At 44.6% G+C, this 26,518-nt stretch carries 26 protein-coding genes; 25 read left to right on the top strand and 1 reads right to left on the bottom strand.

Translation table 11 applies throughout. The features are described from left to right. Positions 1-27 precede the first annotated feature (27 nt). From AC1ECB_RS11310 to AC1ECB_RS11210, 21 genes are all read left to right on the top strand, one after another. Positions 28-2,034, top strand: a complete 2,007-nt coding sequence (locus AC1ECB_RS11310; protein ID WP_485668785.1) for a sigma-54-dependent Fis family transcriptional regulator — start codon at positions 28-30, stop codon at positions 2,032-2,034. 272 nt (positions 2,035-2,306) lie between these two features. After that, entirely contained in the window at positions 2,307-2,669 is a 363-nt protein-coding gene (locus AC1ECB_RS11305) for a Lin0512 family protein (protein WP_021171466.1), read from the top strand. Positions 2,670-2,717: 48 nt separating this feature from the next. Beyond that, positions 2,718-3,680: a thiamine pyrophosphate-dependent dehydrogenase E1 component subunit alpha gene (locus AC1ECB_RS11300; protein ID WP_485668784.1), complete on the top strand. Its 963-nt coding sequence runs from the start codon at positions 2,718-2,720 to the stop codon at positions 3,678-3,680. A 22-nt stretch (positions 3,681-3,702) separates the two neighbouring features. Further along, entirely contained in the window at positions 3,703-4,674 is a 972-nt protein-coding gene (locus tag AC1ECB_RS11295; RefSeq protein WP_485668783.1) for an alpha-ketoacid dehydrogenase subunit beta, read from the top strand. 27 nt (positions 4,675-4,701) lie between these two features. Further along, positions 4,702-5,697 carry an ATP-NAD kinase family protein gene (locus tag AC1ECB_RS11290; RefSeq protein WP_485668782.1) on the top strand — a complete coding sequence of 332 codons (996 nt, stop codon included), beginning with the start codon at positions 4,702-4,704 and terminating at the stop codon, positions 5,695-5,697. 28 nt (positions 5,698-5,725) lie between these two features. Then, positions 5,726-6,922, top strand: coding sequence for a dihydrolipoamide acetyltransferase family protein (locus AC1ECB_RS11285; protein WP_485668781.1), 1,197 nt, complete (start codon positions 5,726-5,728; stop codon positions 6,920-6,922). 47 nt (positions 6,923-6,969) lie between these two features. Beyond that, positions 6,970-7,314, top strand: a complete 345-nt coding sequence (locus tag AC1ECB_RS11280) for a carboxymuconolactone decarboxylase family protein (RefSeq protein WP_485668780.1) — start codon at positions 6,970-6,972, stop codon at positions 7,312-7,314. Between the two features lie 14 nt (positions 7,315-7,328). Further along, the gene (lipA, locus tag AC1ECB_RS11275; RefSeq protein ID WP_485668779.1) at positions 7,329-8,198 is read left to right on the top strand and encodes a lipoyl synthase; all 870 of its coding nucleotides are present in this window, start codon (positions 7,329-7,331) and stop codon (positions 8,196-8,198) included. A 33-nt stretch (positions 8,199-8,231) separates the two neighbouring features. Beyond that, positions 8,232-8,531: a DUF6506 family protein gene (locus AC1ECB_RS11270; protein WP_485668778.1), complete on the top strand. Its 300-nt coding sequence runs from the start codon at positions 8,232-8,234 to the stop codon at positions 8,529-8,531. After that, a complete protein-coding gene (gene lipB, locus AC1ECB_RS11265; protein ID WP_485668777.1) occupies positions 8,512-9,225 on the top strand; it encodes a lipoyl(octanoyl) transferase LipB in 714 nt (237 codons plus the stop codon). The genes AC1ECB_RS11270 and lipB overlap by 20 nt, the downstream gene beginning before the upstream one ends. Next, positions 9,188-10,282 carry a lipoate--protein ligase family protein gene (locus AC1ECB_RS11260; protein WP_485668776.1) on the top strand — a complete coding sequence of 365 codons (1,095 nt, stop codon included), beginning with the start codon at positions 9,188-9,190 and terminating at the stop codon, positions 10,280-10,282. The genes lipB and AC1ECB_RS11260 overlap by 38 nt, the downstream gene beginning before the upstream one ends. A gap of 21 nt (positions 10,283-10,303) precedes the next feature. After that, positions 10,304-10,723, top strand: coding sequence for a glycine cleavage system protein H (locus AC1ECB_RS11255; protein ID WP_485668775.1), 420 nt, complete (start codon positions 10,304-10,306; stop codon positions 10,721-10,723). A 45-nt stretch (positions 10,724-10,768) separates the two neighbouring features. Then, complete coding sequence (locus tag AC1ECB_RS11250; protein WP_485668774.1) at positions 10,769-12,229, top strand: FAD-binding oxidoreductase; 1,461 nt, start codon at positions 10,769-10,771, stop codon at positions 12,227-12,229. Beyond that, on the top strand, positions 12,226-13,395 hold the full coding sequence (locus AC1ECB_RS11245; protein WP_485668773.1) for a (Fe-S)-binding protein: 1,170 nt from the start codon (positions 12,226-12,228) through the stop codon (positions 13,393-13,395). The genes AC1ECB_RS11250 and AC1ECB_RS11245 overlap by 4 nt, the downstream gene beginning before the upstream one ends. Positions 13,396-13,425: 30 nt before the next feature. After that, a complete protein-coding gene (locus AC1ECB_RS11240; protein ID WP_485668772.1) occupies positions 13,426-13,836 on the top strand; it encodes a glycine cleavage system protein H in 411 nt (136 codons plus the stop codon). Continuing rightward, positions 13,829-14,938: a lipoate--protein ligase gene (locus AC1ECB_RS11235; RefSeq protein ID WP_485668771.1), complete on the top strand. Its 1,110-nt coding sequence runs from the start codon at positions 13,829-13,831 to the stop codon at positions 14,936-14,938. The genes AC1ECB_RS11240 and AC1ECB_RS11235 overlap by 8 nt, the downstream gene beginning before the upstream one ends. 15 nt (positions 14,939-14,953) lie before the next feature. Next, the gene (locus tag AC1ECB_RS11230; protein WP_485668770.1) at positions 14,954-16,033 is read left to right on the top strand and encodes a geranylgeranyl reductase family protein; all 1,080 of its coding nucleotides are present in this window, start codon (positions 14,954-14,956) and stop codon (positions 16,031-16,033) included. Between the two features lie 38 nt (positions 16,034-16,071). Continuing rightward, positions 16,072-17,145 carry a radical SAM protein gene (locus tag AC1ECB_RS11225; RefSeq protein WP_485668769.1) on the top strand — a complete coding sequence of 358 codons (1,074 nt, stop codon included), beginning with the start codon at positions 16,072-16,074 and terminating at the stop codon, positions 17,143-17,145. After that, a complete protein-coding gene (locus AC1ECB_RS11220; RefSeq protein ID WP_485668768.1) occupies positions 17,138-18,025 on the top strand; it encodes a radical SAM protein in 888 nt (295 codons plus the stop codon). Before AC1ECB_RS11225 ends, AC1ECB_RS11220 begins: the two co-directional genes overlap by 8 nt. 46 nt (positions 18,026-18,071) lie before the next feature. Further along, positions 18,072-18,635, top strand: coding sequence for a DUF116 domain-containing protein (locus AC1ECB_RS11215; protein WP_485668767.1), 564 nt, complete (start codon positions 18,072-18,074; stop codon positions 18,633-18,635). Positions 18,636-18,750: 115 nt separating this feature from the next. Then, positions 18,751-19,797, top strand: a complete 1,047-nt coding sequence (locus tag AC1ECB_RS11210) for a PocR ligand-binding domain-containing protein (RefSeq protein WP_021171447.1) — start codon at positions 18,751-18,753, stop codon at positions 19,795-19,797. Positions 19,798-19,878: 81 nt separating this feature from the next. Here the strand turns inward: AC1ECB_RS11210 and AC1ECB_RS11205 are convergent, their stop codons facing one another. After that, complete coding sequence (locus AC1ECB_RS11205; RefSeq protein ID WP_485668766.1) at positions 19,879-20,973, bottom strand: hypothetical protein; 1,095 nt, start codon at positions 20,971-20,973, stop codon at positions 19,879-19,881. Positions 20,974-21,565: 592 nt separating this feature from the next. Between AC1ECB_RS11205 and AC1ECB_RS11200 the strand changes: the two genes are divergently transcribed. The 4 genes from AC1ECB_RS11200 to AC1ECB_RS11185 all read left to right on the top strand — a co-directional run bounded on the left by AC1ECB_RS11200 (position 21,566) and on the right by AC1ECB_RS11185 (position 26,328). Then, positions 21,566-22,948, top strand: a complete 1,383-nt coding sequence (locus AC1ECB_RS11200) for an S-layer homology domain-containing protein (protein ID WP_485668765.1) — start codon at positions 21,566-21,568, stop codon at positions 22,946-22,948. Between the two features lie 600 nt (positions 22,949-23,548). Then, on the top strand, positions 23,549-24,604 hold the full coding sequence (locus AC1ECB_RS11195; RefSeq protein WP_485668764.1) for a 2,3-butanediol dehydrogenase: 1,056 nt from the start codon (positions 23,549-23,551) through the stop codon (positions 24,602-24,604). A 192-nt stretch (positions 24,605-24,796) separates the two neighbouring features. Continuing rightward, complete coding sequence (locus AC1ECB_RS11190; RefSeq protein ID WP_485668763.1) at positions 24,797-25,060, top strand: hypothetical protein; 264 nt, start codon at positions 24,797-24,799, stop codon at positions 25,058-25,060. A gap of 461 nt (positions 25,061-25,521) precedes the next feature. After that, positions 25,522-26,328 carry a LytR/AlgR family response regulator transcription factor gene (locus tag AC1ECB_RS11185; protein WP_485668762.1) on the top strand — a complete coding sequence of 269 codons (807 nt, stop codon included), beginning with the start codon at positions 25,522-25,524 and terminating at the stop codon, positions 26,326-26,328. Positions 26,329-26,518 lie beyond the last annotated feature (190 nt).

Raw genomic sequence — 26,518 nt, 5'->3', positions numbered from 1 at the left:
CTAGATTATCGATAGGTGGTGTGAAAAATGGCATGCGACAACCCTATAAGCATAATCAGTAAGGATTTGATTTGGAAAAAATTTATTAGTAAAGGTGAATTAGAAAGCCGGATCATTTTACCACAAATTGCTGACTCATGGGTCAGATGTTCGCAAATTGATCTAAATCCTAACGACGGTAAATGTCTGAATGTTCTGGAAAAACATGACATTTATATGATGCTGGAAAAGAACCAGGACATTGTAGATATTGCTAAACCCTTCATGGCCAATATTTACGAATTTTTCCGTAATTCTGGCTTTATTGTTGTGTTGAGTGATGAGAATGGGTATATAATGGAACGTTTTGGCGATGCCGAGGTTCTGACAAGTGCCAGGCACCTCTCCTTTGTGCAGGGAGCCAGCTGGCGGGAGGAAGATGTAGGAACAAACGCAATCGCCATTGGCCTGAAGACCGGAGCGCCGGTACAGGTTTCCGGAGCAGAGCATTACTGCCGCAAACACCATTGGTGGACGTGTTCGGCTGCACCTATTTATGGTTATGACGGCCAAATTGTCGCCTTACTTGATATATCCGGACCAGCCCAGTCCGCTTACTCTCATACCTTGGCAATGGTGGCCGCTGCTGCAAATGCGATTACTATGCAAATTGGTATTAAGCAAAAAAATTATGAGTTATCACTGATGAATAAACGCTTGTCCAGTATATTTAACACCATGTCAGATGGCGTAATTTTCTTTGACCGCTGGGGTAAGGTGAGAGAATTTAATCCGATAGCCCAAAAAATTCTGGGAAAAAGCGGTAATATCTTAAATGGTGCTTCAGTGCAGACTATTTTTAAGGGAAAAAATCAGTTAATTCAGACATTATTGAACGGTAAAGCAGCTTATGCAGATGTCGAGTTTTTTACCGACACGGAAATGGGGCCAAGTCGTTGTGTTATATCTGGTGAAACTATATTTGATAAACAGGGCTGTATAAATGGTGGCGTTATTATTTTGCGGCCAATGGAAAAAGTCCACAATCTGGTTAATCGGTTTAGCGGTCATTATACGACATTTAAATTTAGTGACATTATTGGCAAGAGTCAGCAAATTTCAGAGGCAATACGCCAGGCATCGTTAGCAGCAGCGACTTCCTCCAATGTTATTCTGCGGGGTGAAAGTGGTACAGGTAAAGAGATGTTTGCCCAGGCAATTCACTGCCGGAGTTCACGGCGCAGTGGCCCCTTTATTGCCGTGAACTGTGGGGCTATACCACGTGAACTTATCGGCAGCGAATTATTTGGCTATGAAGAGGGGGCCTTTACCGGTGCCAAGCGCGGTGGCAGACCAGGCAATTTTGAATTGGCTTCCGGTGGAACATTGTTTCTTGATGAAATAGGGGACATGCCTTTAGAACAACAGGTGGCTTTACTCAGAGTACTGCAAGAAAAGAAAGTTGCCCGTCTTGGTGGAAACAAAGTCATTCCAATTGACGTACGTATCATCTGTGCTACTAATAAAGACTTAAATCAGTTGGTGGCAAATGGGACTTTCCGTCAGGATTTATATTACCGGTTAAATGTGTTTACGATTGAAATACCACCCTTGCGCGATCGTCGTGATGACATTGAAATACTGTTCCGTTATTTTGTCGAGCAGATTGGTAGTGAGCAAGGCTGTGAGTATACGATAGAGGCTGATGTCTTAGACTGTATTAATTCGTATGATTGGCCGGGTAATGTCAGGCAAGTTCATAATGTTGTTGAACGAGCTTGTAATCTCACTGAAAATCAGAGGATTTCCATAGCCTGTTTACCGCCTGAGCTTTGTTGCTCACCTGGGCGGGAATTTTCCATGAGAGCAAGACACCATGAAAATACCGGAGTATGTCATTATCAGGAAATTAAGAGTGAGATATCAGGCAAAGAGTGTGAAGAAATTAAGATGTTATTGGCAAAGGAACGGGGAAATCTCAGCAAAGTAGCTGCTACGCTGGGTATTGCCCGCAGTACATTGTATCGGAAACTAAAGAAATATGCTATTGAATAACCAAATTGAAGTACTGTAGCAATGTGTAGTAGGTACAACGCTACACACTACTACAGGTGACTACAAAAATAATCGTTATTGCATTAGACATCAGAATGTCTGAGAAATAGTGCAAAATATTCTGGTAACGTGAAAAATAAGAGGAATCACGTAATTCTGATTAGGATTATGTGGTTTCTTTTATTTTTGGCATACATCTTGCAATATTAATTTGGTGTATAGTCATTACCAATGACTACAGCTAAAACCGGGGTAAGAACGGAGGTGAAAGGATGAAACGCGGGCGATATATTGTCGAGATAGGTATTGGCGCTGATTTGCATGGCGGAAATTTTACCAAAGCAGCCCAAAGAGCAGTCAAAGACGCCATGTCACGAAGCTGCTTGTGCGGTTTGTTTGATATTGTCGGAATGAGTGATCCTAATCAAATGATTGTTGAAATTAGGGTCGGGTGTTCAGCACCAGATAAAGTCAATAAAGACGAAGTACAAGCAATAGTACCCTTTGGCACTGTTACCACTGAAATTGTGGCCGGGGGGTTAGACGTAAAGGGCGTACATCTGTCTGCGCTCGGGGAGGGTGACACCATAGTTGTAGCTGTAGCCGCATTAACGGTATATGTTGACATACCATGATCACTAGTTAAAATTATTTACTGCCAAAAAATAAGTGGGGGGAGAATTATGGAACTTAAAAAAGAGAAACTGCTTGCTTTTTATGAAACCATGATGACCATAAGAGCCTTTGAAAGTAAAGCGGTAGAATTATTTGCCGACAACCAACTGCCTGGATTTGTGCATTTATACCTGGGTGAGGAAGCGGTTGCTACCGGTGTTTGTGCCAGTTTAACAAACAAAGACTATATCACCAGTACGCATCGTGGACACGGACATTTAATTGCCAAAGGTGGTAAGGTTGATTTAATGATGGCCGAATTATTTGGTAAGGCGACTGGTTATTGTAAGGGAAAAGGCGGTTCCATGCATATTGCCGATGTTGAATTAGGCATTTTGGGAGCCAACGGCATTGTTGGTGCCGGCCAGCCAATTTCCACAGGTGCAGCATTTGCCTGTAAGTATAAGAAAACCGACTCTGTAGCAGTATGTTTCTTCGGTGACGCCGCATCAAATCGCGGTACCTTCCATGAAGCCTTAAATATGGCTACTATCTGGAATCTGCCCTTAGTATTTATCTGTGAAAACAACCTGTACGGTATCTCCAATTGCCAGCGTGACCATATGAAAGTTACTGATGTTGCCGATCGTGCGTCTGCCTATGGAATTCCAGGCGTAGTAGTCGATGGTAATGATGTCATCGCTGTTTACGAAGCTGCCGCTGAGGCTATTGAACGCGCCCGCAGAGGCGACGGTCCCAGCTTAGTGGAATGCAAAACCTGGAGATGGCGCGGCCATTTTGAAGGTGATCCCGGCGCCTATAAAGATCCTGAAGAACAAGCAGCCTGGCTGAAAAAAGATCCGATACCCCGCTTCGAGCAGAAACTTATGGAACTTAAGTATGCCACCAAATCAGAATTAGAGGAAATTAAGGCAAAAGTCGAAAAACAAATTGACGCGGCAATCCTCTTCTCGCAAAACAGTCCTTATCCGAACCCCGAAGACGCGTTAACAGATGTTTACGCAGAATAATCTAATTTTGGAGGGTGAAATCATGATGAAAGAAATGACATATGCTGAGGCCATTAGAGATGGAATGCGGCTGGAAATGAAGCGCGACCCCAATGTATATATTTGGGGTGAAGATGTTGGTAAGTTTGGTGGTTGTTTTGGTGTGACAGCTGGTCTAGTCGATGAATTCCCTGGCCAGGTAATTGATACCCCTATCAGCGAGACCGCAATTGTGGGTGCGGCGGTAGGTGCTGCAGCAGCCGGCTTGCGGCCGATTGCCGAAATTATGTTTGTTGATTTTATGGGCGTTTGCCTGGATGAATTATTCAATCAGGCCGCAAAAATGCACTACATGTTTGGCGGTAAAGCCAAAATCCCGATGGTTCTCAGAACGCCTTGCGGCGGCGGCATGGGGGCTGCAGCCCAACACTCACAATCCATGGAAGCCTGGTTTACCCATATTCCTGGTGTAAAAACGGTAATGCCTTCGACTCCTGCAGATGCCAAAGGGTTAATGGCTGCAGCGGTTCGTGATAATAATCCGGTAATGTACATTGAGCATAAGCAATTGTTAGGTATTAAAGGTGATGTGCCTGAAGGGGATTTCGTTATTCCGCTGGGCAAGGCTGACATAAAAAAAGAAGGTTCGGATGTTACCATTGTTGCCTGGTCCTGGATGGTTCATAAGGCCCTGGCGGCAGCTGAAGCTCTGGCTCAGGAAGGAATTAATGCCGAAGTATTAGACCCTCGTACGCTTGTACCGCTTGATACGGAAAGTATCCTGAAGTCTGTGGGCAAAACCGGCAAACTTGTTATTGTGCATGAAGCAGTTAAAATCGGCGGTTATGGCGGAGAAATTGCGGCTATGGTTGCTGAAGAAGGCCTTGATCTTCTGGATGCTCCGATTAAACGGGTTGCAATGCCTTTCACTCCAATTCCGTTTAGTCCGGCGCTGGAAAGCTGCGTAATCCCAAGTGAAGAGAAAATTATTGCTGCAGTTAAGAGTCTGTTTTAACTAATGGCATAGGTGGTGGAGGGAAGTATGGGGCAGGTTGGTATCATTGCTAATCCGGCATCAGGTAAAGATATTCGCCGTCTGGTAGCGTATGGCACGATCTTTGATAATCAGGAGAAAGTCAATATTGTGCGCCGGTTGATTTTGAGCCTGGCTGCAAGCGGTATTAAAAAGATTGTCTATATGCCGGAATATTACGGGATTGTACCCGGTGCGGCTGAACGTATCTGCAGCCGTCATCGTCCGGATATTGAAATTGTTCAGGCAGATATATGCATGAGTGGTACGCAAATTGATAGTTTTTATGCAGCAGAGGTTATGGCTAGAAGCGGTGTTGCCTGCATAGTTACCTTGGGCGGTGATGGAACAAACCGTATGGTAGCAAAAGGATGCCGGGATGTTCCTCTTCTTCCCATTTCCACTGGCACCAATAATGTTTTTCCAACCATGATTGAGAGCACAATTGCCGGCCTGGCGGCCGGAGTTGTGGCACAAGGTTTTGTGACTGGGGCTCCCGCAATTAACCCCAGTAAAAAGCTGATTATTTATAAAAATGGTGAGCCGGTAGATATTGCCCTTGTAGATGCTGTAGTACTTAATGACAGCTTTATTGGTTCACGTGCAGTTTGGAACGCCGAACGCATAATCAAGATTGTCGTTACCAGAGGTGAGCCGCATAACATTGGCATAGCGTCCATTGCCGGTAACCTGGCACCAGTAACACCTTATGATGATTTGGGCCTGGTTATTGAGATTGGTCCGGGAAATATCGAGGTACGTGCACCAATTGCACCAGGCCTCAATGAGAAGGTACCAGTCCGGAATTATCATTATATTAATGTGGATGAAGTAATTGAAGTGACGGCACCTTGTGTAATCGCCCTGGATGGCGAACGGGAAGTGGAAGTTCGGCCAGGTGATGATGTACAGATAAAACTTACGTTTGAAGGCCCCAAAGTGATAAAGGCGGAGGAAGTATTACGGGCCGCAGTTGCTAAAGGGTATAGTTATCGAAATATGTAATTGACAGGTTGGCAAAGGAGGAGCAGCTATGGCAACACAAATTAATATGCCAAAACTAGGATTGTCCATGAAGGAAGGTACTGTAGGCAAGTGGTTAAAAAAAGAGGGAGACACCATCAAAAAAGGGGAAGCTCTCCTGGAAGTTATGACAGATAAAATCGCGAATAAAATTGATGCCCCGGTTGATGGGATTTTGCTCAAAATTATTGCTGACAAGAAAGCCAAGCTGCCAGTAGGCGGTTTGTTGGGAATTATGGGAGATGCCGGCGAAGATATCAGTGCCTTATTAGCGGCAGCGCCTAGCAGTGGCAAAGCAGCCCCGGCAGCAAAAGCAGCCGCTAAGCCAGGAGTGCAGAAGGCAGTTGTTGGTGCAGAGCCCGGGGCTAAGGTTAAAATCTCTCCATCTGCCCGTGCTTTGGCCCAGGAAAATGGTGTAGATTACACTCAGATAATTGGCACAGGCCCTGAAGGCCGGATAGTCAAAGAAGACGTGGAAAAAGCCATCGAAGAACTAAGTATGGGAACTGATGAACGACCTACTCTTGAAGTTATTCCTTATGAAGGAATGCGTCAGGCTATCGGCGAGAATATGGCCAATAGCTGGGCGATTGCACCGAAAGTTACGCAGCATGTCGGTGTGGATTTATCAGCTTTGCTAGCCTTACGTGCTACTATCAATAGCGACGTTAAGGATACTGATAAGATCTCAATAACCGATATGCTGGTCAAAGCTATCGCTAAAGCGTTGGAACTCTATCCAAGAATTAACAGTACGCTAGATGGCGAGGAAATAAAAGTATTACAAGATGTCAATGTTGGCGTAGCTATCGCGATTCCTGACGGTTTAGTCGTACCTGCGGTGAAAAATGCCAACAAAAAAAGTTTAGCTGACATCAGTAAGGAAATTAAGGATTTTGCGAAACGCGCCCGGAAAAATAAACTGGACCCCGAAGAGATGACTGGCGGTAGTTTTACTATTACTAATCTTGGTGGTTACGGCTCTGTTGATTACTTTACCCCCATTATCAATCAGCCGGAATCAGCGATATTGGGAATTGGCCGGACAGTGAAGACCCCTGTTGTTGTTGGCGACCAGATCGTAATTCGGCCAATTATGGGATTATCCTTAGCATTTGACCACCGGGTGATTGACGGTGCTCCGGCGGCAGAATTCCTGGCCCTGGTAATGAAGCTGATCGAACAGCCTCACAAAATTTTTATTTAAATTAAAATAATCATCATATATTTTTTAGAAAAGGTAGGGAGATATATATGTCAGCAGATAGTGTTGAATTACTAAGTGAGTTAAATACCGGAATGGGTAATTTGCAAGGTGATAGCCCGGAACTTCTTGCCGCCTTCGTGCAAATGGACCAGGCAGCTTATGTTGAAGGCGAACTGGAACGAAAGGTTAAAGAACTTATTGGCTTCGGTATTGCGCTTGCTGTACGCTGCGAGTATTGCATGAATATTCATATAAAAAATGCCTTGGAAGAGGGCGCTACCAGAGAGGAAATTCTGGAAGCAGCAGCAGTTGCCGTAGCTTTTGGCGGATCACCATCGATGGCCTACCTGGCAACAACTGTGCTTAAAGCTCTTGAAGCCTTCGAAGAATAATGGACTTAGCAGACATGGATACAGACAAACCATCATGGTTGACCTTACCCGTGCCAGAGGGACCGGCGCTTGATCAAATGAAAACACTGCTGGAACAAGGACATTTGCATACTGTATGTGAAAGCGCAGACTGTCCGAATATTGGTGAGTGTTTTAAAAATCAAACGTGCACATTTATGATTCTGGGAAACAGCTGCACCCGTAACTGCCGGTTTTGTGCTGTAAATCATGGTATTCCTGATAGTGTTGATGCTAATGAGCCCGGGATGGTAGCCAGTACGGCCAAGCATTTAGGTTTAAAGCATGTTGTTGTTACATCTGTTACCCGGGATGATCTCAGTGATGGTGGGGCGGCGCATTTTGCCTCCACCATCCGGGCGATCAGAGAACAATTGCCGCAGGCCGCAATCGAAGTTCTTATTCCCGACTTTAAGGGGAGTAAGGAAGCGTTACAGACGGTATTGGATGCTAAGCCTGATATTCTTAATCATAATATTGAAACCGTGCCACGACTATACTCAACTGTAAGACCCCAGGCTATATATGCCAGGTCCTTAGAATTAATTAGACGAGTACGCCAAAGCGGCGGGGGGGCACTGGCAAAATCCGGTCTAATGCTGGGTTTAGGTGAAAAAACAGAGGAAGTAATTGCCGTAATGCAAGATTTATTCGCGGCTGGCTGCCAAATGCTTACCCTGGGTCAGTATCTTAGACCGTCAGCAGAGCATTTGCCTGTCGTCGAATATATTCACCCTGATATTTTTCAATGGCTTAAAGAAGAAGCTTTAAAAATTGGGTTTTCCCAAGTTAGTTCCGGACCCATGGTTCGCAGTTCTTACCATGCTGAATCTTCTTTTGAAAAACTTGGTCACCTGTCTATTTAGTAATCAAATACTAAAATTAGGGGAGGGGTATAAATGCTTAAAGCAGCATTTGTTTTTATTGCACCAGAGGCCAATAGTAAACAGCACAGGTCAATTATCACTACGCCTGCCGTGGAGTTGACAATCGTAGGGGTAGGCGACTATAAGTCAGCCGTGAAAACAGTCGAAGAACTGGTTGAACAAGGAATTGGCGCAATTGAACTCTGCGCTGGTTTCGGGCATGAAGGGGTGGCAGCAGTGAAAAAAGCCGTTAACAACAAAGCTGTTGTCGGTGTGGTTCGTTTTGATGTTCACCCCGGATTAGAAGGCAAAAGTGGCGACGAACTGTTCTAGGATCTGTAAGCTGTTATTATTAGGACGAACCCCGTATGCAGCAGCGTGGAAATTACAGCAGGAAATTTCGTCTGTTCGCCGCAGCGGCCGTGGTGACGATACACTGATATTACTGGAGCATGAGCCTGTGTATACCATGGGACGTTCTGGCAGCCAGGATAATGTTAAAGCCTCACCGGAAACCTTGTTAGCAGCCGGACTTGAAGTTATTGAAGTAGACCGGGGCGGTGATGTAACCTACCATGGCCCCGGTCAATTGGTAGGCTATCCGGTGCTTGACCTAAAGAGGTATGGACAGGATTTACACCACTATTCCTGGATGCTGGAAGAAGTAATTATCAGGACACTGGCTAAATATGGCATTCGAGGTTTCCGGGAAACTGGTTTGACTGGCGTCTGGACCGAAAAGGGGAAAATTGCCGCGATTGGCATTGGTGTCCGTAACTGGGTATCTATACACGGATTCTCTTTAAACATCAATCCCGATATGTGGTATTTCAGTTTAATCAACCCCTGTGGCATCACCAACCGCCCAGTGGCAACTATGCGGGATTTCGGTATTGATGCCAGTCTTGATGAGGTCAGGGGTAAGTTAGAGCAACAATTTTCTGCTGTGTTTAACGTCCAGCTATTGCCGGTGCAGGAGGACTGTGTAGATGAACTTATACCGGCTAGGACTCATGCCATGGGCTGAGACCCAAGCAATCTATCATGTATTGGCGCAAACAAGGCAAGAAGGGCTAGTCATCTGCCGCCCTTCTGCACCCTGCGTCTGTCTCGGCTTACATGATGACCTTGAGCAAGAAGTAAATGCAAAATACTGTCAGGACCATAATATCCCGCTTATCAGACGCGATATTGGCGGTGGGATGGTTTTACTGGCTAAAGAACAAATTTTTTTCCAACTGGTGTTACGTGCTGACAATCCTTTGTTAGCAGGCCGGCGGGATGAGTTTTTTGCCAAATTTTTACAACCTGCCGTAAGAACTTTGGCAAGTTTCCATATCAGAGCTGCCCTTAAACCTCCGGCTGACATTGTTGTTAACGGCAAGAAGATTTCAGGAAATGGTGCAGGCGACATTAATGGTTTTGCCGTGTACACAGGTAATATCTTAGTAGCCTTTGACAGGACAACTATGGCCAATGTCTTAAACCTTCCCAGTCCGCGGTTTCGCGAACTGACCAGGTTATCCATGGAACGGTATTTAACGACCATGGAGGAGGAATTAGGTTATACACCTGACTTTACTGATGTTGAAGAACAGTTAATTGCCAATTTTTCTACCTGGATAGATGACTTGCAGCCTGCGTCGTATTCTGAAAAATTAAAGGCAGATAGTAAGGTTATGGCCGATAACCTAACAAGTTCTGACTTTCTTAACCTGCCAGGCAAGCAAACCAAAGTCCGGCAAGTGAAAATTAACGAAGGAACCTATATACGTCTCCACCGTTTACCGGAGTGTTTTACACCTAATGTCACTGTCAACAGGGAATGCGTTAACCAGGCAGGGCAAGTCTGTCCAGGGTATGCAATTCTTATTATCCAGGGCGGAAAAATAATAGAATTTGAAAGTAACGGCTTTCTTTGTTGGGCGAATTCCCATATTAATTCCCTGAAGGATTATTTGCTAGGTACCAAGTGGTGTGATTCTGATATCAGATCAGCCATCATTAAGTGGCGGCAGAGCATGGCAGGCAATATGGCTGCTGGCAGTGAAGAGCTGCTGCTGCGTTGGCTATTAGCCAGATAAGTAAATAGGAGTGATTAATCAATGGAGCAATATAATATTCCGCAAGGTTTATATTACACTCATGATCATGCATGGGTGAAAGTGGAAGGCAACACAATTCGCATCGGGGTTACTGATTTTTTGCAAAAATTGGCTGGCGAGATTACCTTTATCAGGATTCCACGAGTCGGGAAAGCACTCGCAGCCGGGGCTACGCTTTCTTCAATCCAGTCAGGCAAGTGGGCCGGCAAAATTCAAGTGCCAATGGCGGGTAAAGTACTTGAGGTCAATGGTGAATTGCCGACAAATCCCAAACTGCTCAATAGTGACAGCTATGACGCGGGGTGGATTTGTGTAATGGAGCCTGATGATTTAGCTGCCGGGCTGCAAAACCTAATCCACGGCGATGATGCAGATAAATTTTTTACTGAGGAACATGCCAAATATTCTAAGCCTGAATAATTATTGGGTAGGCATGCCCAATCCCGCTTAGGGAAGGAGTAAGATATGGACGCTCAAATACTGGAAAATTTGAAGACTGCCTTTGGTGACCGTGCAACTACCGATTTGTTCGAGCGCGGCTTTTATCAACGTGATTTGGCACCAGTGCCGGATTTTTTGGTTAACCCTATTGCCGATACTCTGCCGGATATTGTGATCAGGCCCCAAAGCACCGCAGAAGTAGCCGGCATTGCCAAGCTGGCAGCTGAGAAGCGAATCCCCCTGACCGCACGGGCGGGGGGCTCTACTGTTTACTTTAATACGGTATGTACGCGCAAAGGGATACTGGTTGATCTAAACGGTTTGGATCAGATAGTGGCACTTGAGAAAGAAAACAACATTGTGCGGGTCGGGGCAGGTATGACCTGGTGGCAGCTGGAACGTGCCCTCAACCGCCTTGGCTTAGCTACGTGTTCATATCCGAGCAGTGCGCAGGCGGCAACGGTTGGTGGCTGGTTAGTCATGATGGGATACGGGCTTGGAAGCCTAAAGTACGGTCCGGTGGTGGATCAGGTAATTTCAGCTCAGACTGTTATGCCTGATGGCAGTGTGCAAGAGTTAAACGCCATGAGTAAGCCGCCTGTTTCCTGGCTGGCTGGTTCTGAGGGAACCTTAGGACTAGTGACTGAAATAGAATTAAGGGTTCGCTCACTGCCGGAAACCGAGTGGCATGGCTTAGCCGAATTGGATGATGCCAAGCAAATGCAGCGATTTATCGAAAGTGCAGTACTATCTGCGGCACTCCCGTTTAATTTGCACTTTAGCGATCCCGGCTGTAACGCGTTGCGTTACAGGTTGGGGCTGGGCAGTGAACGTGCTGCTAAAGCCTATACGGTAGCTTTTGATGCTGACGGTTCACAAGCAGAAACAGCCGCCGCGAAAAAGAATTATACCAAGTGTTTGCGAATTGCCAATGGCGGCGATTTAGGCGAAGAAGGTGAGCATGAGTGGCAGCACCGCTTTTTTTCTCTAGTCCTAAAAAGAGAAGGCCCCTCCTTGCTTGGAGCCGAGATTTGGTTGCCGATTAGCAGCCTGGCTGTCTATCTTCAAGATATAGAACTATTTGAAAGCAAAAAAAATCTCGGCCTAAAAAGCTATGGGCATGTTGTAACAGCTCAGCATGCTATGGTTATGACGATGTTTAATGCGGATGAGCGTGATACTATAGGCTATCTGCAGGGTCTGGCTTTAGTAAAAAAATTGCATGATATTGGAGCTAAACATGGTGGGTGCCCTTACGGTGTCGGTTTGTGGAATACACCTTATGTAAGCAGGTGCCACACGGCAGCAGAGATGGTTGAGCTTAAACAGCGAAAAAAACTACTTGATCCTAACAATATTATGAATCCCGGTAAAGTGTATCAAGCTCCCTTGCTCTTGAATCCGGCGTTGTTTAGTTTGGGCATGGACTTCTTGGCAGCTACCACACTGGTGTACAGGGGCAAAATAGGAGGGAAACAGGTATGAGTACGGGCAGCTTTTATAAAAATTTGATTGATGAAACCCTAATTTGCGGACGATGTGGTAATTGCCGTAATGACTGCCCGGTATATAAGGAGATTGGCTGGGAGTCAGCCGCTCCCCGCGGAAAGATTTCGCTGGCCCGGGAATTATTTGCCCGAAATAGTGAGACCACTATTAGTCCTGAGTATGCTAAAAGAATTACCCAGTGCACAATGTGCGGGGCTTGCACGCGGGCATGCGCTGCAAGGATTGACCTCCAGTCATTATGGAAGGATTTACGGGCTAAACTGGTAGCTGGCGGCCAGGCACCGGCAGCTTATACGGCAATGATAGATAACCTGAAGGATAAGAAGAATATTTCTAACTTTGCCAATGTAACCAGACTTGACTGGGCGGAAGAGCTAGATGAAATACCAGAGAATTTGGATCAGGAACCAGAGGCGGAAGTCGTGTATTTTGTCGGTTGTGTATCTTCCTTTTTTCCCCGCGCCGCTCAGGTTCCAGTTGCCATGGTACAGTTATTGGAAAAAGCAGGAGTAAACTATACCACAATGGGTTCTGAAGAGTGGTGCTGTGGTTTTCCCATGCTGGCAGCCGGGCATGCTGATGAGATAAAGGAATTTGCCCGGCATAATGTAGATACTGTCCGGAAGATGGGGGCCAAGACCTTAGTGACCGGCTGTGCTTCCTGCTATCACGTCTGGAGCCATGTATATCCGGAGGTGCTGGGTGAGAGTCTGGGATTTAGACTGGTTCATGCCACGGAAATGCTGGCAGAGCTAATTGCTGCAGGTAAGTTAGTGCCAAATGAACTAAGTGAAACAGTGACTTACCATGACCCCTGTGATTTAGGGCGCAACAGCGGTATTATCAACCCGCCGCGGCAAATCATTACCAGTATTCCAGGAATCAAATTTGTGGAAATGGCTACAAATGGAGAAGAATCAACCTGCTGTGGTGGTGGCGGAAATCTCCAGGGTGCAGATGCCGGTTTGGCAGATGCCATCGCTGCTAAACGAATAAAAGAGGCGGCTGAGACAGGAGCCGGTATCGTCGTATCTGCCTGTCAGCAGTGTGAACAAATGCTGGAAAAGGCAGCAAGGGCCGAAAAACTGCCCTTGCAGGTAATGGATGTTGCAGAATTATTATTAATGGCTATAGACAACTAAGTTGGCAAGCAGGGAAAGGAGCAGGAGCTAATGAGCGTAAGCAAATGGAGTTTTCCTGAAGAATTATTGTATGATACCCATTACCAGTGGATTAAACGGGATGGCAACAAAGTGCTGTTTGGATTAACGCCCTACGGTCTGGATATTACTGGTGATGTTTTATATTTGGTTTTACCAACAGTGGGGACTGTTGTTGAAGGCGGGGGCACTTGCGGGTCACTGGAAGCGGGAAAATGGGTCGGGCGTGTTTACGCGCCGGTAAGTGGCCTGGTAACCAAAGTCAACGATATGGTAACTGCGAGTCCGGCGTTAATCAGTCAGTTGCCGTATAACTGTTGGTTTGCAGAAATTGAGCTTTCCCGCCCCGTTGAACTTGACGGCTTGATGTCAGCCGCAGCTATGCAGGCCTGGCTAGCCGAGGACATGAAAGAAAATGCCTAGTACTGAAAATAACACTGTGTTTAGGGTGCTAGATTCTGCGCCCCGTACAGCTGCTGAGCATATGGCTTTGGATAAAGTCATAATGAACGCCCATAGTCAGGGATTGATTCCCAACACAGTGCGATTTTTGCAATTTAAGCCTTGTGTACTGGTTGGGTTGCATCAAAACACGTTCCTGGAAGTAAATGTATCTTATTGTCAGCAGCAAGGAATTGATATCAACCGCCGCATTACAGGCGGTGGCAGTTTATATTGGGGGCCGCTGGAGTTAGGGTGGGAGATCTATGCCGCAAAAAATACTCCCGGGATTCCCCGCAAGATAGAAAGTATGTATAAGTTGTTATGTGAGGCAATGACTCTGGGGCTAAAGAACCTCGGTCTGCCTGCGGCCTATAGGCCGGTAAACGATATTGAAATAGGTGGACGTAAAATTGCCGGTACCGGTGGTACCGAACTAGCAGACTCCTTCGTTTTTCAGTGTAGTATATTGGTTGATTTTGATGTTGATGAAATGCTGCGGGTTTTGCAGTTTCCCCTGGAAAAACTGAGTGATAAGGCCGTTAAGTCAATGCGGGAACGGGTGACTTCCATTACAGAACAAATTGGCTATGTTCCAGAGCATAGTAAAATAAAGTCGGCAATATTGACCGGCCTTAGGGAAGCATTGGGGTATGATTTTTGCCCCGGAGAACTTATAACTGAGGAGATCGAATTGCTGAATGAGTACTTGCCGTATTTCCAGAGCAAAGACTGGATTTACGGCAAAGATAGTACGTTTATCAATACGATTGACTGCATTGCCAATTATAAAGCTCCAGGTGGTCTGATACGGATTCAAATGCGGCTGGATGCAGGCATCAGAGTCATCAAATATCTAATTATTAGTGGTGATTTTTTTGCTTATCCGGCAAGAGCCATTAATGACTTAGAAACAACTTTGAAAAATACACCAATAGACAAGCAGCAGATTATTGCCACAATTAATAAATTCTTTGCTAACAACCAGGTTGAAATTCCAGGTATTGTTGCTGAAGACTTTATCAAAGCTATTTTGCTTGCCATTGAGCAGGCAAAATCAGCTAAACCTGCCGAAATAATATAAAAACAGAGGTTGACCATGAAAAAAATTGGCGATAACTATGACGTTATAGTTATTGGCGCCGGACCTGCCGGCAGCGCAGCAGCTCGGCGACTGGCTCAGGCTGGGTTACAGGTGCTGGTAATAGAGCAACGGCAGAAAATTGGTGACCATGTTCAATGCGCAGAATTTGTTCCCCTGATGATTACCAAGTACGCTGATTTGCGGGCCAGCGATGTGGCGCAGCAAGTAACCGGAATCAAAACGTTTATAAATGGTGAAGTTGCCAGTGTGTTGCGAGCACCTGGCTATGTACTGCACCGCGCCAGGTGGGATAAGGAGTTGGCTGATGCAGCGGCAGCTGCTGGTGCACAACTTATGACCGGAGGACGTGCTGTTACTGTCAACGGCTTAGTAGTAACTCTCTTGTGCGGCAATAAGTATCAAGAGGTTACAGGAAGATTTATTCTCGGTTGTGATGGTCCCCGGTCGCTGATTAGTAAGCAGTTAGGCAATCAAGCAGGTGAAACCTGCATAGCGCTGCAGCAGGAACTGACTTTGGCCAAACCGCTGAAGTATGCAAAGATTTACTTTGACCCGGCTTGGTATGGCGGTTATGCCTGGGTATTTCCCAAAGGGACAACCGCCAATGTCGGTCTGGCAGTCCATACATCTTTTACAGGGCGGTTAAAAGATCTTCTGGCTGATTTTTGCTGTACCCTTGTTAAGGGTCAGATAGTGCTGGATATAGCCGGGCCGGCAACAACCGGCGGACTTATACCATCAGGCGGCCTGGTGCAATGTTTAGCTAATGATCACATGCTGGTAGCTGGTGATGCGGCTGGATGTACACATCCGATTACCGGCGGCGGGATTATGAACGCTGTTGTTAGTGGACAGCTGGCGGCAGCCGCAGTAATTATGCAAGCTAATTCCCCGGATGGAAAGCAGCTGGCTAATGGCTATACGTCGGCAATACAGGCTGAATTCGGGCGACAGTTTGCCATTGCTCGCAACAGACTTGCAAATCGCAATCAAGGGTGGACAGACAATAAAGCGGAATTTTCCACGTTAATCAGGCGTAATTGGATTGCTTTCCCTGAATATTACGCGCAATAGTTGCTGCTATATATATTGAGTTATAGAGGAGGCCGGTCATGGATACTAGCGAAAAGCAGGAAAGTCCGGAGTTTGTACAGACAAGTTTAGCTGGCGCGATGGCATTAGGCTTGGAACCGGGAAGCTTTTATCGTAATGCCTATCCGGGAAGTCTAAATTTACTTATGACCTATCAGAACGGCTGCAGGGCAAATTGCAGTTACTGCGGCTTAGCTAGGGAACGTAAGGCGAAGCCAGACGAAAATACCTTTATTAGAGTGAAATGGCCAATGTATCAAGTAGCTGATATCATTGATATTTTAGCCAGGCCCCGGCAGGAGATAGCAATGAGGGTGCAACGGTTAGGCCGTATTTGTATATCAATGATAACACATCCCCAAGCACCCGGCGATTGCGTGAGTATTGTCAGGCGGTTTAGTGGCGCAATCAGCATGCCAATTAGTGTGTTAGTGTCGCCAACGGTACTGCCTGATGCCGGGGCATTTTTTCAGGAGCTACGGGCGGCTGGCGCAGATTGTGTTGGTGTAGCCATTGATGCTGCTACCCCGGAACTGTTTGCAGCCATGCGCGGACCGGCTGTAGCCGGTCCACATCGCTGGGAAACCTATTGGGCGGCAGTAAAGGAAGCAGTCAGGGTGTTTGGGCGGGATCAGGTCAGTGTGCATTTGATTGTCGGGTTGGGAGAAACAGAGCAGGATATGGTCAAGACCATCGGACAAGTTAGTGACGCTGGTGCTCAGGTACATCTATTTTCTTTTTGCCCCGAACCAGGCAGTTTCTTGAGTAACCACAAGCCGCCGTCTTATGGTCAGTACCGGCGTATACAGCTAGCTGCCTATCTTTTTAATAATAACCAAATAACCCAGAGTGCATTTCAGTTTGATTCCAAGGGTAAAATTGTGAACTTTGGGCAGCCGCTGGAGGAGTTATTAGGGGCAGACCTGGCTCAGGGAAAACCGTTTATGACATCAGGTTGTCCTAATCGGGAGGGTTGTGTAGCTTGCAATCGTCCGTACGGTAATGAGCGTCCCGGACCTAATTTGCGTAATTATCCTTTTTTACCAGAAGAACATGATATGAATACTATTAAGGGACAGATATGGAATGACTAAAATCGCTTTTTATGCTCCAGGTTCGCGACATTATGACAATGGTTTATTCGAAAATAGCGCGAATTCATTTGTTAATATTAGTATTACCGGAACCCAGTGTCAATGTAACTGTGAACACTGCCAGGGGCGCTTGCTGACTACTATGTTATCAGCGACTAAACCGGAATTACTGGTTAGCTTAGCTGCAGATTTACGTAACCGTGGTTGCCATGGTGTACTTGTTAGTGGTGGTGCCTGCAGTGACGGCAGTGTGCCGCTGCTGCCATTTGCCGGCGCACTTAAAGAAATAGCCGCTATGGGTCTCGCGGTAGTAGTTCATCCCGGCCTGTTGACGGCTGAAACAGCAGAATTGTTAGCACAAGCAAACATAACACGGGTGGCGCTTGATTTAATCGGGGACAGTGAAACCGTTCGCGATGTTTACCATTTACAGCGTACGAATAAAGATTATCATAATAGTTTGCGGGTGGCTCGGCGGGCAGGCCTCAAAGTATCGCCCCATATTGTCATTGGACTTCATTTTGGTCAAATTCGCGGAGAATATCAAGCGTTAGAGATGGTGGCGGCAGAAGGGGCCACAAGTTTGGTGCTCGTAATCCTAAATCCCTTGCGAAGTACTCCCATGAGTGAGGTTGTGCCGCCGCCAACAGAGGCAGTAGCAGAGATATTTACCACCGCCAGATGGCTGTTGCCTGCGACGCCAATAGCTTTAGGCTGCGCCCGCCCGCCAGGCCTGTATTCCCGCACAATAGAACGATTGGCAGTGGATGCCGGCCTTAATGCAATTGCCTATCCCGCACGTGAAACTGTCGATTACGTGCAGTCGCTCGGCTATGATATAAACTATTTGGAAACGTGTTGTAGTATTGTGGCAGATTAGTTTAGCCTATATTGGTATGAAATTGTAGCAGGAGGAGATTTTAGTAATGCAGTATCATAGGCTTAGGACACAGCTGATGGAGCTTGGTATCCATCCGGAAGAGATGAAGGATATTACTGTCGTAGGGAATTGGTTTAACGACGGAGTTTGGGCAACATTACCAGATCTTTTTCAGCAAGCAGTCATTCCCCTGTTGCTGCCATACTGCGCGAAAAAAGTAAACTGCAAATTTCGTTATACAGAAGGGTGTGGACGCTGCGGACAATGCGATATTGGTGAGGCATTTACACTTGCAGAGGAATATGGCATGGAGCCGATTACGATCCAGAATTATGAAATGCTGGAAGAAAAGTTAAAAATGTTAAAAAAGAGCGGCTGTAAGGTTTTTTTTGGCACCTGTTGTGAACGTTTTTGGACCAAACATTGTCAGGATTTTGAACGAATTGGATTGCCGGGAATACTTATTAATGTGGATAATTCTACCTGTTATGAAGCTGGAACAGATAAAAAAGCTTACAAAGGTAAGTTTGAAAATCAGATCCGGCTAAAGAATGAATTTATGCGGCGAGTAGTAATTGGCATTAAAAACTCTTCTTTACCCCTAGCGTAATGCCAGGGGGCTTTTAAATTGGCAATATTACAAAAGTATTTGTCAAAACCTTTTGAACATTATATAATATTCAAAAGGTTTTGACTGCAATAGTATAAAAGGGGGAAGAGGCTATATGAGAAGTGATAAAGTGACAGAGGAAGCTGTTAACCAGAGACAAGTAAAATTGCATGAGATTATTGATGTGAACTTTCTGCAACAATTTCAGGATAACTTTGCTGAATGTTTAGGTATGGCAAGTTTGACAGTAGATGTTGCGGGTAACGCTGTTACCCAGCCAAGTAATTTTAAGAAATTTTGTATGGAATATACCCGTGGTACGGAAATTGGCAGCAAGCGCTGTATGGAGTGTGACCGGAAAGGCGGCGAAGAATCAGCGCGAACAGGTAAACCGGCTATCTATCAATGTCATGGCGGGTTAGTCGATTTTGCTGCACCAATTATGTTGGAGGGTCAGCAGATCGGAGCTATTCTAGGTGGACAAGTATTAATTGAACCTCCGGATGAAGAAAAATACCGCAAAATTGCGGTAGAGCTCGGTGTTAACCCTGATGACTATATAGCCGAGCTGCATAACGTTCAGCAAATGCCACTAAAAAGCGTGGAAGCAGCTGCTACTGTTTTGTATTTGGTGGCGAATGCTTTGTCAAAACTCGGGTATCATCAGTACAAACTCAAAAATATGGCGAACATCATCAATGAAAACCTTATCCAGGTGTCTGCAACCATGCAGGAATTGGCTGCTTCTGCCACTGATATAAACCAGAATCAAAATACGTTAAACGAAGAAATTAAACAGGTAAATGTTGTGTCTGGTCAGATTAATGATGTAATGGATTTGATTAAAGAAATTGCGGATGAGACCAGACTGCTTGGTCTTAATGCGGCCATAGAAGCGGCCAGAGCTGGTGAGGCCGGTCTGGGATTTGGGGTGGTAGCTCAGGAAATTCGTAATCTCTCCGGTGATTCTAAGAAAACGGTTGGCAGAATAAAAGAATTTACGAATATGATTAAAGAATCAGTAAACAAGACAGTAGCTACGGGAAATACTACCGCGTTAACGGTGGAGCAGCAGGCGGCAGCTATCGAGCAAGTAACTGCCAGTATTGAAGAAATAACCAGCTTGACCGAGCAGCTCTATAATTTGGCAAATGAATTATAAGTGCAATATATGTGTGGATAGCAGTAGGGGCTGTGCTGAAATTACAATTTCAGCACAGCCCCTATTTTAGTGGTATATAAATTATTTTTGTGATTTCAAAGGCCAACTGGCAAAATACACTGTGTATATTAACAATACACAGTTAAATAAGTCCATAAACATTAACGGATTTCCGCCAAAGTCCTTAGTGACTGGTGCTTCTTGCAGTACAAAGCCAAACCATCTTGTATAGATATAAAAAACCAGTATACCTACCGCGAAGCCGATAATGGTTCGAATTAGTAACCTGGTAGACAAACTACCGGTTGTCGGCCAGCCTTGGAAGCATAAGAGCATGACTAGCTCTACTCCCGCTATGCATACTCCTAATTGTGCCGGCCACAGTGTAATCCCATCGCCCAAAGCTTTTTGGGCATTTGCCGGAATTAAAAAATTTTGCAATAGGTACATAAAGAAGTAAAAAACAGCAGTACCGCCCAAAAAGTTACCAAACAATGAGGCAATCGCTTTAGCAGCCCGCGAACTGAACATTGTCCAGGGCCAGTTTTCACATATTAGAGCGGAAGTCAACCAAAATACTACAACCGAGTAAAACCAGCCAACAACAGTAGGTAAAGGGAGGAGTGGCTGAATTTTGCTTGCATAAGCCGCTAGGGTTGGATACATCAGCAGAAAGTATAGTACTCCGGTAATAAAAGTACCGACAAATATTTCAATTATGCCGACATACGGTTGCTTTAATCCGATATCTTTCCATGGCCAGTGATCCATATTATTAGACTGTACGCCGTAACCATAAAAGCCAAATAGAACAATCATCGCTATAGCGGTCCAGCCGGTACCGCCAGGTGCAGTGCTGAAGGTCGGAATTACGCTGCCGTAGCCGCTTAGGGCATTTACAATAATAACATCTAAGATCAACGTGACAAGAAGGGCCAATATTCCAGCCTGTGGCTGCGGCAATTTGGTGAACGGCCATGATTCGCCGCAAAAACCTAAAAATACAATACATAGTACCGCCCAAAACAAATAGGCGCCGAACATTCCGGGGAACAGTGTTTCGATATCAAGTCCCCACAAAAACCATACAGCTAAACTTAAAACCAGGATTATGATCGTATTGCTTATTCCATAAGTAAAAGTTCCTAGTGCAAATGAACTCTTTTTTTCCTCCATTCGATTAACCTCCTTTTGAATTTTACATACTCGGCAATGGACTTTACCTAGCAAATAATGATTGTAGCTGTCATAAGTATCCCTCCTTCTCAGAGCCTGTCGTCTGAATTATTAGAAAAAAACCTTGCCTATGAGTTTAAATGCAAGTACCATGCCAGTAATTACCAAACCGGCAAAATTGCTGAATTTTCTGTTAGGAGGCTGGTTAGTGCTTTGGTCTATACGGAAGGCAGGATGTTGTGGTGCTGTTGCCTGTGGCCTGATTTTACATTATCGTCTCTGGTTTGCTGAAAAATGTATCAGTGTGTAGTGCATCTTATGGCGACGGGAGCTACACTTTGCGAATGTTCGCGGCAATATGCTACAATTTACGGTTTTAGATTTTGTGGTAACAATCTAATAGCGGTTTTAATTCTTCAGTTTGTCCAAATTCCAGCCGGTGGCATACTTTTTGCAGAGGATGCAATATGTTTTATGATTTTTCTTTAGGAAGACAATGGTAAATAGGAGCAGCGGGAAGGAGGCATAACAATGAATTAACAAACCAAGCAATGTTGATGCCAGAAAAAAATATTTCTAGTAGGAGGCGCTTATGAATAAACGGTATGTATTCATCCTGGTTTTAGTACTTGTTATGACTTTTTCTTCCACGGTAATTGCCGCACAACCGTCTATCTTTGCAGATGTTCCACCTAAACACTGGGCCTACGATGCCATAAATCAACTAGCAAAAGATGGTATTTTAGATGGCTATGGTGACGGATACTTCCGTGGTGACCGCACGATAACCCGCTACGAAATGGCTGTTATTGTCGGTAATGCTATGACAAAAGCGAATAAGGCCGATGCTCAGCAAAAGGCTCTCATTGAGAAACTGGCAAGCGAATTTAATTCCGAAATCGCCAGGCTGGATGCACGCGTAGACAAAGTGGAAGCCAAGCAAAAATTGAACTTTAGTATGAATACTCGTTTTCAATTTACCCATACCTCGCTGGGGCCAAATGATGGGGGCGGTCTGGTTGGTAATGCCAACATTGACCAAAAGGGTCAGTTTTCTGAGCGGGTCCGTATTAATTTTAATCAAAAAGTCAATGAAATATGGCAATGGGATGCCCGCATTCATCAGGACAATTTTAACTTCCATCAGGGAAACTACGACGATAATGCCCAAATAGATTTGTTTTATGTGACTGGTAATGTGCTGGGCGGTAAAGTAGAATTAGGCAGAAATATTCTTTATCCTGGTAAAGGCGGTTTTATAAACCGCGACTTTAAGGCTGATGGCATTAACTACAGTGTTTACAACGCCGACAAGAGCTTATGGTTTCGAGCCGGGACAGGTCGCAGTACCAATCCGCCGTTTGATGTATCGAAAAACCGTACATCATCCTACAACTATGCTGAGTTTATTTTTAAATCATCCAAGACTTCTGATATTGGTGCGTATTATTACCAGCAGGACGGCTGGAATTTTCCGGTAAACGATACTAAAGCAGAGGATCTCAAAGTATTTTCAGTTAATGCTGCCTTCCAGATTCCTAACTCAAAATTGGCACTTTCGGGTGAATGGGCGAGAAATGAGGCTGATAATCCTGCTGTTAAAGGCAAATCCGGTTATTGGATAGCTCTTAATTCGGATTATGGCTTTACCTATTGGAATCCTGCGTTGGTTACCATGGTTGACCCTGCAAAGACAGGTGCGCAGGCCTGGGGATTATCCTATCGTCATATGCCGGCAGGCGTTGCCGGGAGGCATAACTATAACGCGTATGCAACTTGGTCGCCGTGGGCTACCGATACGCAAGGTAATTTGATGAATGCCATTGATAATGTTAATGCTGTTCGGTTCGATTATCAGTGGGTTCCCTGGAAAAATGTCGTCTTAATGGCCGGCTATGATCGAATTAAGCCGATTAATGCAGCGGCAGCTAAAACTAACAGCGTCTTCTACTGTGCTCTGGATTTCATTTATTAAAGCTAGAACTCTGGACAAAAGGTCTACCGTGAGTAAGACGGTAGACCTTTTTTTATAAGATAAGTATAAGTTTTTTGAACCGCAGAGACGCAGAGTACGCAGAGGGAATGTCTCGATATACATCTCTCCTCTGCGCTCTCTGTGTACTCTGCGGTTAGAGCCGTATCCTCAAGGGCGCGATAGTGCTTTTTTAATCCTCACTCTAAGTATTAGCTAAACTAGTTAATGCAATTGTTGTTGGCTTTCGGACAAAATGTTGCAATGTGTAGTGTTGGTTATATGTTTGCAAGAATACACTTTGCAATTTATCGAAACACTTCGCTACAAACCAGTTATAGCGCTACTTTTTTAATATAAAGAAAATGCTTCCATTCCGCAGATTTATTTAAATTGTACAATAATTCGAAATGTTGGCATGTTTTTTGCAATAAATAAAGCTGTGATGTTAGCGCTTATTCAAGAAACTAAAATTTGTAATATTGTGACTTTGGGTATGGTTCATAAATTATAGGTGATCCCAAAGCAGGAAAGGGGAAGGAGGAAAGTGCTTTACATTTAGGATATGTTTTTAAAACAATATAAAAAAGGGGGATTTTTTCGATGAAAGCAGCAGTATGGTATGGTAAAAAGGATGTTCGGGTTATGGATGTTCCGGAGCCGCCAAGCCCTAAAGAAGGTTGGGTAAAGGTTAAAGTTGAGTGGTGTGGGATTTGCGGCTCAGATCTACACGAATATTTGGCTGGCCCAATTTTCATTCCCGTAGATAAGCCGCATGCCTTGACAGGAGATACGGCACCGATAATTCTTGGTCATGAATTTTCCGGGCAAGTAGTAGAGGTAGGTCCTGGCGTTACGAATGTTAAAGTAGGTGACCGGGTTGCTCCTGATGCCTGTCAAGTATGCTGGGAATGCCCGCGCTGCAAAGAAAATCGGTATAGCCTATGCGAGAAACTGGCTTTTACCGGGTTAATGACTGATGGTGCTTTTGCCGAGTATGTAAATGTACCTGCATATACAATGTATAAGATACCAAATGAAATGTCCTATGAAACAGCCGCTGTAGTTGAACCGCTGGCTGTATCCATTCATGCTGTGCGCCGGGCGCCAGTGATTATTGGCGACACCGTAGTTGTTGTCGGTGCAGGGACTATCGGCCTGGGCGCTATTATGGCAGCAAAAGCCGCTGGAGCCAGCCAAATTTACTGTATCGAAATGGCTAAAGCCCGGAAAGATCTTGCTCTACAGGTGGGTGCCAATGAAGTTCTGGATCCTTCGAAAATGGATGTAGTGGCTAGAGTTAAGGAACTGACCCATGGTGGCGCCGATGTTGTGCTTGACTGTGTAGGCAGTGATAAGGCAACCCCTACTGCCATTGAATGCGCGCGGTCAGCAGGTAAGGTAGTTATTGTAGGTATTTATGAAAGAGAAACTGCTTTGAATTTCAATGCGTTGTCTTTCACGGAAAGAGATGTAAAAGGCTGTTTGGGGTACTATGGCGAGTTTGCTCCTGCTATCCAGCTTATATCCGATGGCAGGATAGATGTTGAACCGATGATTACCGGTAAGATAAGTATTGACGATATTATTGAAAAAGGGTTTGAGGAACTGGTAAACCGGAAAGAGCAAAATGTCAAGATTATAGTAAGACCTTACTAAACTAACAAGGATGAAGGGGCGCGACGGGCTTACTACAAAAGTAGGCCCCTTCACTCTTTCTGTACTACTCGGCATTGGCTTAAACTGGCGCTAGTTGAGTTAATGTGACTGGAATGCGAATTGTAGAAATAATCTTAACATCGGTACTTGTATAGGTTGCGGGTACCTGGAAGAGCAGAAGGAGTATTGGATATGACTGATCCATTAAAGATGCAAAACGAAATTGAGCGTCTATGGGCTGTTATTAGATTAGCCAAGGAATATCGTGAGGCTAGAAATCGAAAGCCAACTAAGGGGCGCGAGCAAGAGATTTATGAAAAAGGTAAGGCCTTGGATGTCGCTTTAGCAGAGTTGAACAAGTCAGTAGAATGCAGATGGGAGCTTACTGCTAAATCCAGCAGGCTATACCAGCAATATCCGGCCAGAAATAATTTGGCAAAGAAAATCTCAGGGTAACGATGATGAATAATAATTGTAATTTAGCAAATAAATGCCTTACAGTTCAAAGCCTCGAACTGTAAGGCATTTGTCTGTTATATAGACAGTAAAATAAATAAGCCGTTATTATAGGTGATGTATAAAACGTATCGCTAGTAATGTAAAAACGGTATAAAATTCCTGTTAAATTATGTAAAAATAGCAGGAATTTTATAATTTATGGTAAATATAGTAGTATTATGCAAAAATAATTTAATATATTAATTTTTTCCAAGTAATATTGTGGACAAGATTGTTACACCAGGATTTTCTACCAAAGGGGAAGGGAGGAGTATGGGACTATACAGCCGCAAAAGTAAGTACATAAATATAATGGTGATATTAAAGTGAACAGTGATTGCAATGGTGTTGCTTCAAGGTGATAATACCGGCTGTACCGTTGGGCAGAAAGCAGTTGCATGGGTTAAAGCGAGTTATGAATGGCAAGATTTAGAGATGTTCTTATATTATTTTTATTGGGAAAGGTAATACATTACATGTTAAAAGTTATCATTGCTGAGGATGATTCTATAATGCGACGGGTTTTAAAACAAATTCTGATGGAGATTCCTGGGGTCAGTATTATCGGCGAGGCGGAGAATGGACAGCAACTGGTAGAAATGGTGGAAGAGCTAGAGCCGGAAGTGGTATTTTTAGACATTGATATGCCGGAAATGAGTGGGCTGGAAGTGTCCAGGAAAATTTACGAAATTAACGTCAATATTTTTCTGGTGTTTGCTACCGGATATAATTGCTATACTCATAAGGCATTTGATGTATATGCCTTTGACTATTTGGTTAAACCCTTTAATCTGGAACACATTAAGCACACTATACAACGAATTAAGAAATTGAAGACAGTTATAGACGGAAACGATTTGCTGAAACTGGAAAGTCCATTAGATAAAGGAGATCATATTAAACTTAAGATAGTTTCCAATGACAAAAGTACGTTTATAAATATTTCCGATATCGTATTAATTACACGATGTAATCGTAAAACAATGATTTATGCAGTGGGAGATATTGTCTTGCAGACATATGAATCTCTACAGGATCTGATAGAAAAATTGGGAAGATACCATTTTTTTCGTTGTCACAAGAGTTTTATCATTAATCCGAAGATGGTGAGAGAGCTTTCTCCCTGGGGTAATAAATCCTATCTTGTTAAGTTGGCCAATACGAAGGAAACCGCACTAATGACCTTGGAATGTGCGAAAGAGTTTCAAAATCGATATTGCATATAATAGTATAGTTAGAAGGCTTGTCCATCAATAGGGCAGGAATGCAGCATGTTGCGACATGTTTTGCATTCTTACCCCTTTTTTGTCTGTAAAATATACTACTTAAGCCATTCGATGAGCTGCTAGTTCATTCTGTCTGCTCAACTTTATAAACAAGCATAGTGCCTTTTTAGACAAACTATATGGAAATAAA

The organism is Sporomusa sp. 246TCP1 (assembly GCF_057319775.1).
The sequence above is the reverse complement of the archived record's forward strand: the minus strand, read 5'-3'. Positions and strand labels throughout refer to the sequence as shown.

What these genes read in the sequence shown, in the direction of transcription:
- AC1ECB_RS11290 (WP_485668782.1), top strand. Translation starts at nt 4,702, where the DNA reads ATGGGGCAGGTTGGTATCATTGCTAATCCGGCATCAGGTAAAGATATT.
- AC1ECB_RS11210 (WP_021171447.1), top strand. Translation starts at nt 18,751, where the DNA reads ATGAGAAGTGATAAAGTGACAGAGGAAGCTGTTAACCAGAGACAAGTA.
- lipA (WP_485668779.1), top strand. Translation starts at nt 7,329, where the DNA reads ATGGATACAGACAAACCATCATGGTTGACCTTACCCGTGCCAGAGGGA.
- AC1ECB_RS11235 (WP_485668771.1), top strand. Translation starts at nt 13,829, where the DNA reads ATGCCTAGTACTGAAAATAACACTGTGTTTAGGGTGCTAGATTCTGCG.
- AC1ECB_RS11310 (WP_485668785.1), top strand. Translation starts at nt 28, where the DNA reads ATGGCATGCGACAACCCTATAAGCATAATCAGTAAGGATTTGATTTGG.
- AC1ECB_RS11260 (WP_485668776.1), top strand. Translation starts at nt 9,188, where the DNA reads ATGAACTTATACCGGCTAGGACTCATGCCATGGGCTGAGACCCAAGCA.
- AC1ECB_RS11245 (WP_485668773.1), top strand. Translation starts at nt 12,226, where the DNA reads ATGAGTACGGGCAGCTTTTATAAAAATTTGATTGATGAAACCCTAATT.
- AC1ECB_RS11230 (WP_485668770.1), top strand. Translation starts at nt 14,954, where the DNA reads ATGAAAAAAATTGGCGATAACTATGACGTTATAGTTATTGGCGCCGGA.
- AC1ECB_RS11240 (WP_485668772.1), top strand. Translation starts at nt 13,426, where the DNA reads ATGAGCGTAAGCAAATGGAGTTTTCCTGAAGAATTATTGTATGATACC.
- AC1ECB_RS11295 (WP_485668783.1), top strand. Translation starts at nt 3,703, where the DNA reads ATGATGAAAGAAATGACATATGCTGAGGCCATTAGAGATGGAATGCGG.
- AC1ECB_RS11255 (WP_485668775.1), top strand. Translation starts at nt 10,304, where the DNA reads ATGGAGCAATATAATATTCCGCAAGGTTTATATTACACTCATGATCAT.
- AC1ECB_RS11185 (WP_485668762.1), top strand. Translation starts at nt 25,522, where the DNA reads ATGGCAAGATTTAGAGATGTTCTTATATTATTTTTATTGGGAAAGGTA.
- AC1ECB_RS11200 (WP_485668765.1), top strand. Translation starts at nt 21,566, where the DNA reads ATGAATAAACGGTATGTATTCATCCTGGTTTTAGTACTTGTTATGACT.
- AC1ECB_RS11195 (WP_485668764.1), top strand. Translation starts at nt 23,549, where the DNA reads ATGAAAGCAGCAGTATGGTATGGTAAAAAGGATGTTCGGGTTATGGAT.
- AC1ECB_RS11190 (WP_485668763.1), top strand. Translation starts at nt 24,797, where the DNA reads ATGACTGATCCATTAAAGATGCAAAACGAAATTGAGCGTCTATGGGCT.
- AC1ECB_RS11300 (WP_485668784.1), top strand. Translation starts at nt 2,718, where the DNA reads ATGGAACTTAAAAAAGAGAAACTGCTTGCTTTTTATGAAACCATGATG.
- AC1ECB_RS11280 (WP_485668780.1), top strand. Translation starts at nt 6,970, where the DNA reads ATGTCAGCAGATAGTGTTGAATTACTAAGTGAGTTAAATACCGGAATG.
- AC1ECB_RS11220 (WP_485668768.1), top strand. Translation starts at nt 17,138, where the DNA reads ATGACTAAAATCGCTTTTTATGCTCCAGGTTCGCGACATTATGACAAT.
- AC1ECB_RS11285 (WP_485668781.1), top strand. Translation starts at nt 5,726, where the DNA reads ATGGCAACACAAATTAATATGCCAAAACTAGGATTGTCCATGAAGGAA.
- AC1ECB_RS11305 (WP_021171466.1), top strand. Translation starts at nt 2,307, where the DNA reads ATGAAACGCGGGCGATATATTGTCGAGATAGGTATTGGCGCTGATTTG.
- AC1ECB_RS11250 (WP_485668774.1), top strand. Translation starts at nt 10,769, where the DNA reads ATGGACGCTCAAATACTGGAAAATTTGAAGACTGCCTTTGGTGACCGT.
- AC1ECB_RS11225 (WP_485668769.1), top strand. Translation starts at nt 16,072, where the DNA reads ATGGATACTAGCGAAAAGCAGGAAAGTCCGGAGTTTGTACAGACAAGT.
- AC1ECB_RS11270 (WP_485668778.1), top strand. Translation starts at nt 8,232, where the DNA reads ATGCTTAAAGCAGCATTTGTTTTTATTGCACCAGAGGCCAATAGTAAA.
- AC1ECB_RS11205 (WP_485668766.1), bottom strand. Translation starts at nt 20,973, where the DNA reads ATGGAGGAAAAAAAGAGTTCATTTGCACTAGGAACTTTTACTTATGGA.
- AC1ECB_RS11215 (WP_485668767.1), top strand. Translation starts at nt 18,072, where the DNA reads ATGCAGTATCATAGGCTTAGGACACAGCTGATGGAGCTTGGTATCCAT.